The organism is Mesorhizobium sp. M7A.F.Ca.CA.002.04.1.1, assembly GCF_004022805.1.
Taxonomy (GTDB): Bacteria; Pseudomonadota; Alphaproteobacteria; order Rhizobiales; family Rhizobiaceae; genus Mesorhizobium; species Mesorhizobium ciceri.
Window position 1 is genome coordinate 1 of sequence record NZ_RZPL01000383.1, and the last position, 5299, is coordinate 5299.

General features: G+C 63.3%; 5 protein-coding genes. All 5 read right to left on the reverse strand.

Annotated elements, in window-relative coordinates; genetic code table 11:
• Positions 1 to 430: 430 nt before the first annotated feature.
• Complete coding sequence (locus tag ENZ75_RS19615; protein ID WP_063169500.1) at positions 431 to 1192, reverse strand: glucose 1-dehydrogenase; 762 nt, start codon at positions 1190 to 1192, stop codon at positions 431 to 433.
• A 10-nt stretch (positions 1193 to 1202) separates the two neighbouring features.
• The gene (locus ENZ75_RS19620) at positions 1203 to 2015 is read right to left on the reverse strand and encodes an ABC transporter permease (protein WP_063169501.1); all 813 of its coding nucleotides are present in this window, start codon (positions 2013 to 2015) and stop codon (positions 1203 to 1205) included.
• Positions 2015 to 2878: an ABC transporter permease gene (locus ENZ75_RS19625; RefSeq protein ID WP_063169502.1), complete on the reverse strand. Its 864-nt coding sequence runs from the start codon at positions 2876 to 2878 to the stop codon at positions 2015 to 2017. The genes ENZ75_RS19620 and ENZ75_RS19625 overlap by 1 nt, the downstream gene beginning before the upstream one ends.
• A 73-nt stretch (positions 2879 to 2951) precedes the next feature.
• Complete coding sequence (locus ENZ75_RS19630) at positions 2952 to 4115, reverse strand: spermidine/putrescine ABC transporter substrate-binding protein (protein WP_024504752.1); 1164 nt, start codon at positions 4113 to 4115, stop codon at positions 2952 to 2954.
• Complete coding sequence (locus ENZ75_RS19635) at positions 4096 to 5232, reverse strand: ABC transporter ATP-binding protein (RefSeq protein ID WP_013528932.1); 1137 nt, start codon at positions 5230 to 5232, stop codon at positions 4096 to 4098. The genes ENZ75_RS19630 and ENZ75_RS19635 overlap by 20 nt, the downstream gene beginning before the upstream one ends.
• Between the last annotated feature and the right edge of the window lie 67 nt (positions 5233 to 5299).

A 5299-nucleotide genomic window follows, 5' to 3' on the forward strand; every position in this document is an offset into this window, starting at 1 on the left:
ACCGCCGTTGCCGTGCCCGTTGCCTCCGGCATTGCCACCGCCACCGCCGTGCCCATTGCCGGCGAGCGCCGGAGATGCCAGGAGCGCCAATGCGGCAAGCGCCGCCAGCAGAGTTTTCCGGTTTGTCATGGTAATCTCCTCGGGAATCGTCGCCCTGGCCCGACCGCTAAGCGACCGTCCTATGAGGAATTGCTAATAGTGCAGAGTAAACTTTAGACAAATGCTGTCTCAATACGCGATCTGGCACCCGGCCAGAAACTTAACCGACTGATATCAAACACAAATTCACGCTCTTGGACGGCCATGGCACTGAAGTCCCATGCCGGCAGGACTATAGTCCTGCGGGCAAGCAGCGGCATGGGTGAAAGTCTTTGCGTGGTATATCGGACAAGCTTTGAAAACAGGGGAGTTGATAGCGAAAGCAAAAGGCTCAGCCGATACTTTCACCGCCGTCGATTACCAGCGCCTGGCCGGTCATGAAGGATGAACGGTCGGAGACAAGGAACAGGATCGCTTCGGCGATCTCATCGGCGCTGGCCCAGCGGCCCATCGGGATCTTGGTGCGGACATAGGTTTCGATCGCCCCGCGTCCGCCCATCTGGGCGATGAACGGTTCGTTGAACGGCGTGTCGACCCAGCCCGGACAGAGCGCGTTAATGCGGACATTGTGACGGGCATAGTCGAGCGACATCTGCCGTGTCATCGCCACCACCGCATGTTTGGAGGTTGCGTAGGCGATCATCTCGCGGTCGTAGAACACGCCCGAATTGGAGGCGGTGTTGAGGATGACCCCGCCGCCCTGCGCGATCATCGAGGGCATGACCTGTCTCGCCGCCAGGAACTGCGCCCGCACATTGACCCGCCACGAGGCATCCATGCCGCCGACCTCCACTTCGGTCAGCGTGCCGCCGATCTGGATGCCGGCGTGATTGTGCAGGATGTCGATGCGCCCATGCCTGTCGAGCGTGCCGGCAATGAGCTGTTCGACCGCCGCATCATCAGCGACATCGGTCGTGATCGCCTCGGCTTGGCCACCGACCGCGCGGATGTCCGAAGCCGTTGCTTCGCCGGCGGCCTGATCCCTGTCGGCGATGACGACCACCGCGCCTTCCCTGCCCATGATCATGGCGCCGGCGCGCCCGATGCCGGAGCCGGCGCCTGTCACCACGGCGATGCGGTCTTTGAGGATCATGATGCGGCTTTCAGTTCGACGGCTTGCGCTGGCGCAACTGCCATTGGGCAAGCACCACGAGCAGCACGGAAGCGACGAGCACGATCGTCGCGATGGCGTTGATCTCCGGCGTCACGCCGCGCCGGATCGACGCGAAGACATAGATCGGCAGCGTCGTCTGCGCGCCGGCGACGAAGAAGGCGATGATGAAATCGTCGAAGGAGAAGGTGAAGGCGAGCAGGAAGCCGGCAACGACCGCCGGCATGACCTGCGGCAGCACGATCGAGCGGAACGTCGTCAACGGCGTCGCGTAGAGATCGCTCGACGCCTCGACCAGATTGCGGTCGAGGCTGCCGAGCCGCGTGCCGACGATCATCGTCACCAGCGCCATCGAGAACAGCCCGTGCGCCGCGATGATCGAACCGTAGCCGAGCGCCAGCCGCGGCGGCTGGTCGTCCGGCCAGATCGAGGCGAGGAACGGATTGACCACGGTGAACAATTGGACGAGCGCGACCAGAGTCGAAATGCCGATCACGACGCCCGGAACGACGATCGCGGCGCCCAGAAGTGCGTCGAAGACCGCGCGGGTCCGCACGCCGACGCGCGCCAGGCCGAGTGCCGCCGCGGTGCCGCACAGCGCCGCCAGCAAGGCGCTGGTGGTGGCGATGAACAGGCTGTTCTTCAGCGCTTCGACCAGGAACGGGTTCGCCAGTGCCTTGCCGTACCATTGCACCGAAAAGCCGGTGAACTCGCTGGCATGGTGGCCGGCGTTGAAGGAAAACAGCACCACCAGCGCGATCGGCAGATAGAGGAAAGCGAACACCGCAATGACGAAAGCCCGCATCAGATCAGATCCACCCGGCGCGCGCCCGAAACTCGGGTCGAAATGCGGTTTGCGGCAATCAGCACCTCCACCGAGACCAGCACCAGCGTGATGGCGATGGCCGATCCGAACGGCCAGTTGCGCGATTGCAGGAACAGGTCGACCAGCGCATTGCCGATGAAGAACACCTTGCCGCCGCCAAGCAGCGTCGGGATCAGATATTCGCCGAGCAGCAGGATCATGACCAGCGAGAAGCCGGTCATCACGCCCGGCAACGACAGTTTCAGGGTCACGCCCAGGAAAGTCGATAGTGGCGTGGCGCCGAGATCGGCGGAGGCTTCCAGCAGCCTGCGGTCAAGCCGTTCGAGGCTGACATAGATCGGCAGGATCATCAACGGCAGGTAGCCATAGACGATGCCGAGCAGCACCGCGCCCGGCGTGTTGATCAGCCTGACATCCTCGATGCCGACAAAGGCGAGCAGCGCCGGAATGCCGCGCCCGCCCAGAATGTACATCCAGGCATAGGTCCGCATCAGCAGGCTGGTCCAGAACGGAATGACGACCAGCGCCAGCAGGATCAGCCGCCAGCGCTGCGGCGCGCGCAAGGCGAGATAGTAGGCAACGGGATAAGCGACGAGAAGGCAGGCGAGCGCTCCCACCGGCGCCAGCACCATGGTGTTCCAGAAGGCGGTCGCCCGCGCCGGAAGATTGGCATATTGCGCCAGCGTAAAGGCGGCCTGATAGCCGCCTTCCGGTGCGCGTTCGCCGACGCTGAACACGGCGATGGCGATGAACGGCAGCACCAGGAACACCACCAGCCACGCGGTCGCCGGACCGAGCAGCATGGCGGTCAGAAAATTCCTGCGAAGACGGCTGCCGTGCATGGAAAGATTGCCCCGGTGCCGGCGGGCATAAACCCGCCGGTCAAATTATCTGAGTCGAATTTGAGGCCGTCGCTCAGGCCGACTTGAAGCGCGCCATCAATTCGGCGCGGCCCGGATCGGTCAACGTTGCCGCCGCGCCGAATTCCAGCGGCGTCAACAGGTCGGCTGCCGGATAGAGGATCGGGTTGTCGAGCACCTCCTTGGGCAGCAGCTTGTTGACGCGCGCATCGGTCGACGGCGCACCATTGGCCAAATGCTCCTTCACCGCCACCTGCGGATTCATCAGGTAGTTGAGCAGCGCGTAACCGGCGGGCTTGTTCGGCGCGTCTTTCGGAATGGCATAGAAATCGGTCCAGATCTCGCCGCCTTCCTTGCCCAGCACATAGGCGATCTCGGGAATGTCGCGATGCAGCTGCGCGCCGTCATTCGTCCAGCACATGGTCATCCACGCGTCGCCGGCGCGCATCCCCGGCTGGTAGTCGGAGGAGACCGCGAACAGATGCGGCTTGACCTTCAGCAGCAGCTCCTCCGCCTTGGCCAGTTCGTCCTGCTTGAGCGAATTGAACGAGTAGCCGTAATATTTCAGCGCATTGCCGATCGTGGTCAGCTGGTAGTCATGCACCATGGTGCGGCTGTCGCCTTCCGCCATGGCGGTGTCCCAGAACTCCTTCCAGCTCGTCATCGGCTTGGTCAGCTTCTTGGTGTTGACGGCAAAGCCGGTGGTGCCCCAGTTCTTCGGCACGGCGTAGATCGTCCCATCGATCGTGCCCTCCGAGGTGAAGCGCGGATCCTCTTGCGAGCCGTCGAAATTCGGCAGCTTCGCCATCTCCAGCGGCTCGATGATGCCGAGCTTCTTGTAGGTCGAGATCGTGTAATTGGTCGGCACGAACAGGCTCCAGCCCGAGGCCCCGGCCTGCAGCTTGGCCAGCATCTCCTCATTGGAGCCGAACACGTTGACCTCGACGGCAACGCCGGTGTCCTTCTTGAAGTTCTCGAAGGTCGCCGGGTCGTGATAGTTCGGCCAGGTGGCGATCGACATGCGGTCGCCAAGGCTTTCGGCGGCAAAGGCTGGTGTCGGCATGATGCCGATCTCGCGCGCCATCACCGCCGTGGCAATGCCAAGGCCGGTGAGGCCGAGGAAGTCGCGGCGGCCGATCGAGCCGCGCTTCAAACGCATCAGCTGGTCGACGAAATTCTCAGGGCTTATCGGCAGTCCGTCACGATATGATTTCGACATGTTTATCTACCCTCTGGTTGGCCCCGTTGTTCTTGGTCTCCGCAAACGCCAGCGGCGTTCCGGAGGCAAAGCCGATGGCGACGGGTTCACCCGGCTTGAAGAGGTTGCCGTGACCGATCAGGTGATCGGCTTTGGCCAGCAGCGTTCCGATGCCCTTGACCTCGATCGCGTATTCCGCCGTCGAGCCCAGGAATATCCGGTTGCGGACGATGCCCTTGAATGGGCCGCTTGCCTGGGCGCCGAGACTGAGCGATTCAGGACGCAGGCTGACCGAAACGACCTCGCCCTGCTGCAAAGCGGTCCGTTTGCGCGCCGCAATGACGGTGCCGTCGGCAAGCGCCACCTCCACCAGATCGCCCGAATGCCCGGCGACAGTACCGCTCAAGAGATTGGTCTTGCCGACGAAATCGGCAACAAACAGGTCGGCCGGTTCGTCATAGATCTCGCTCGGCTGCCCGAGCTGGACGATGCGACCGCCATTCATGACGCAGACGAAATCGCTCATCGACAGCGCTTCCTCCTGGTCGTGCGTGACCAGCACGAAGGTGATGCCGATCTCGCGCTGCAGGTTCTGCAGCTCGATCTGCATGTCGGTGCGCAGCTTCTTGTCGAGCGCCGCCAGCGGCTCATCGAGCAAGAGCACCGCCGGCTTGTTGACCAGGGCGCGGGCAAGCGCCACACGCTGCTGCTGGCCGCCCGACAGTTCGTGGATCTTGCGGCGGCCATAGCCGGCGAGCCGCACCATTTCGAGCGCCTCGCCCGCCCTTGAGGCGATCTCGCGCGAAGACAGCCTTGGCCGCGCCTGGCGCAGCCCATAGGCGACATTGTCCTCGACATCGAGATGCGGAAACAGCGCGTATTGCTGGAACACCATGTTGACCGGCCGCCGGTAGGGCGGCGTGCCGGCCATGTCCTGGCCGCGAATGAACACCTGGCCTTCGCTCGGCTGTTCGAAGCCGCCGATCATGCGCAGGCAGGTGGTCTTGCCGCAGCCGGAGGGACCGAGCAGCGCGACAAAGGCGGAGGGCGGGACAGCGAGATCGATGCCGCTGACCGCGGTCACCGCGCCATAGCGCTTGGTGACGCCGCGAAATTCGATGTCGGGCACTGCGGTCAAGGCTGATGGCTCCAGCAACAGGGCAATATCGGAACGCTACCAGAGCCAATGGCGGCTAGTATATACC

What these genes read in the sequence shown, in the direction of transcription:
- ENZ75_RS19615 (WP_063169500.1), bottom strand. Translation starts at nt 1,192, where the DNA reads ATGATCCTCAAAGACCGCATCGCCGTGGTGACAGGCGCCGGCTCCGGC.
- ENZ75_RS19620 (WP_063169501.1), bottom strand. Translation starts at nt 2,015, where the DNA reads ATGCGGGCTTTCGTCATTGCGGTGTTCGCTTTCCTCTATCTGCCGATC.
- ENZ75_RS19625 (WP_063169502.1), bottom strand. Translation starts at nt 2,878, where the DNA reads ATGCACGGCAGCCGTCTTCGCAGGAATTTTCTGACCGCCATGCTGCTC.
- ENZ75_RS19630 (WP_024504752.1), bottom strand. Translation starts at nt 4,115, where the DNA reads ATGTCGAAATCATATCGTGACGGACTGCCGATAAGCCCTGAGAATTTC.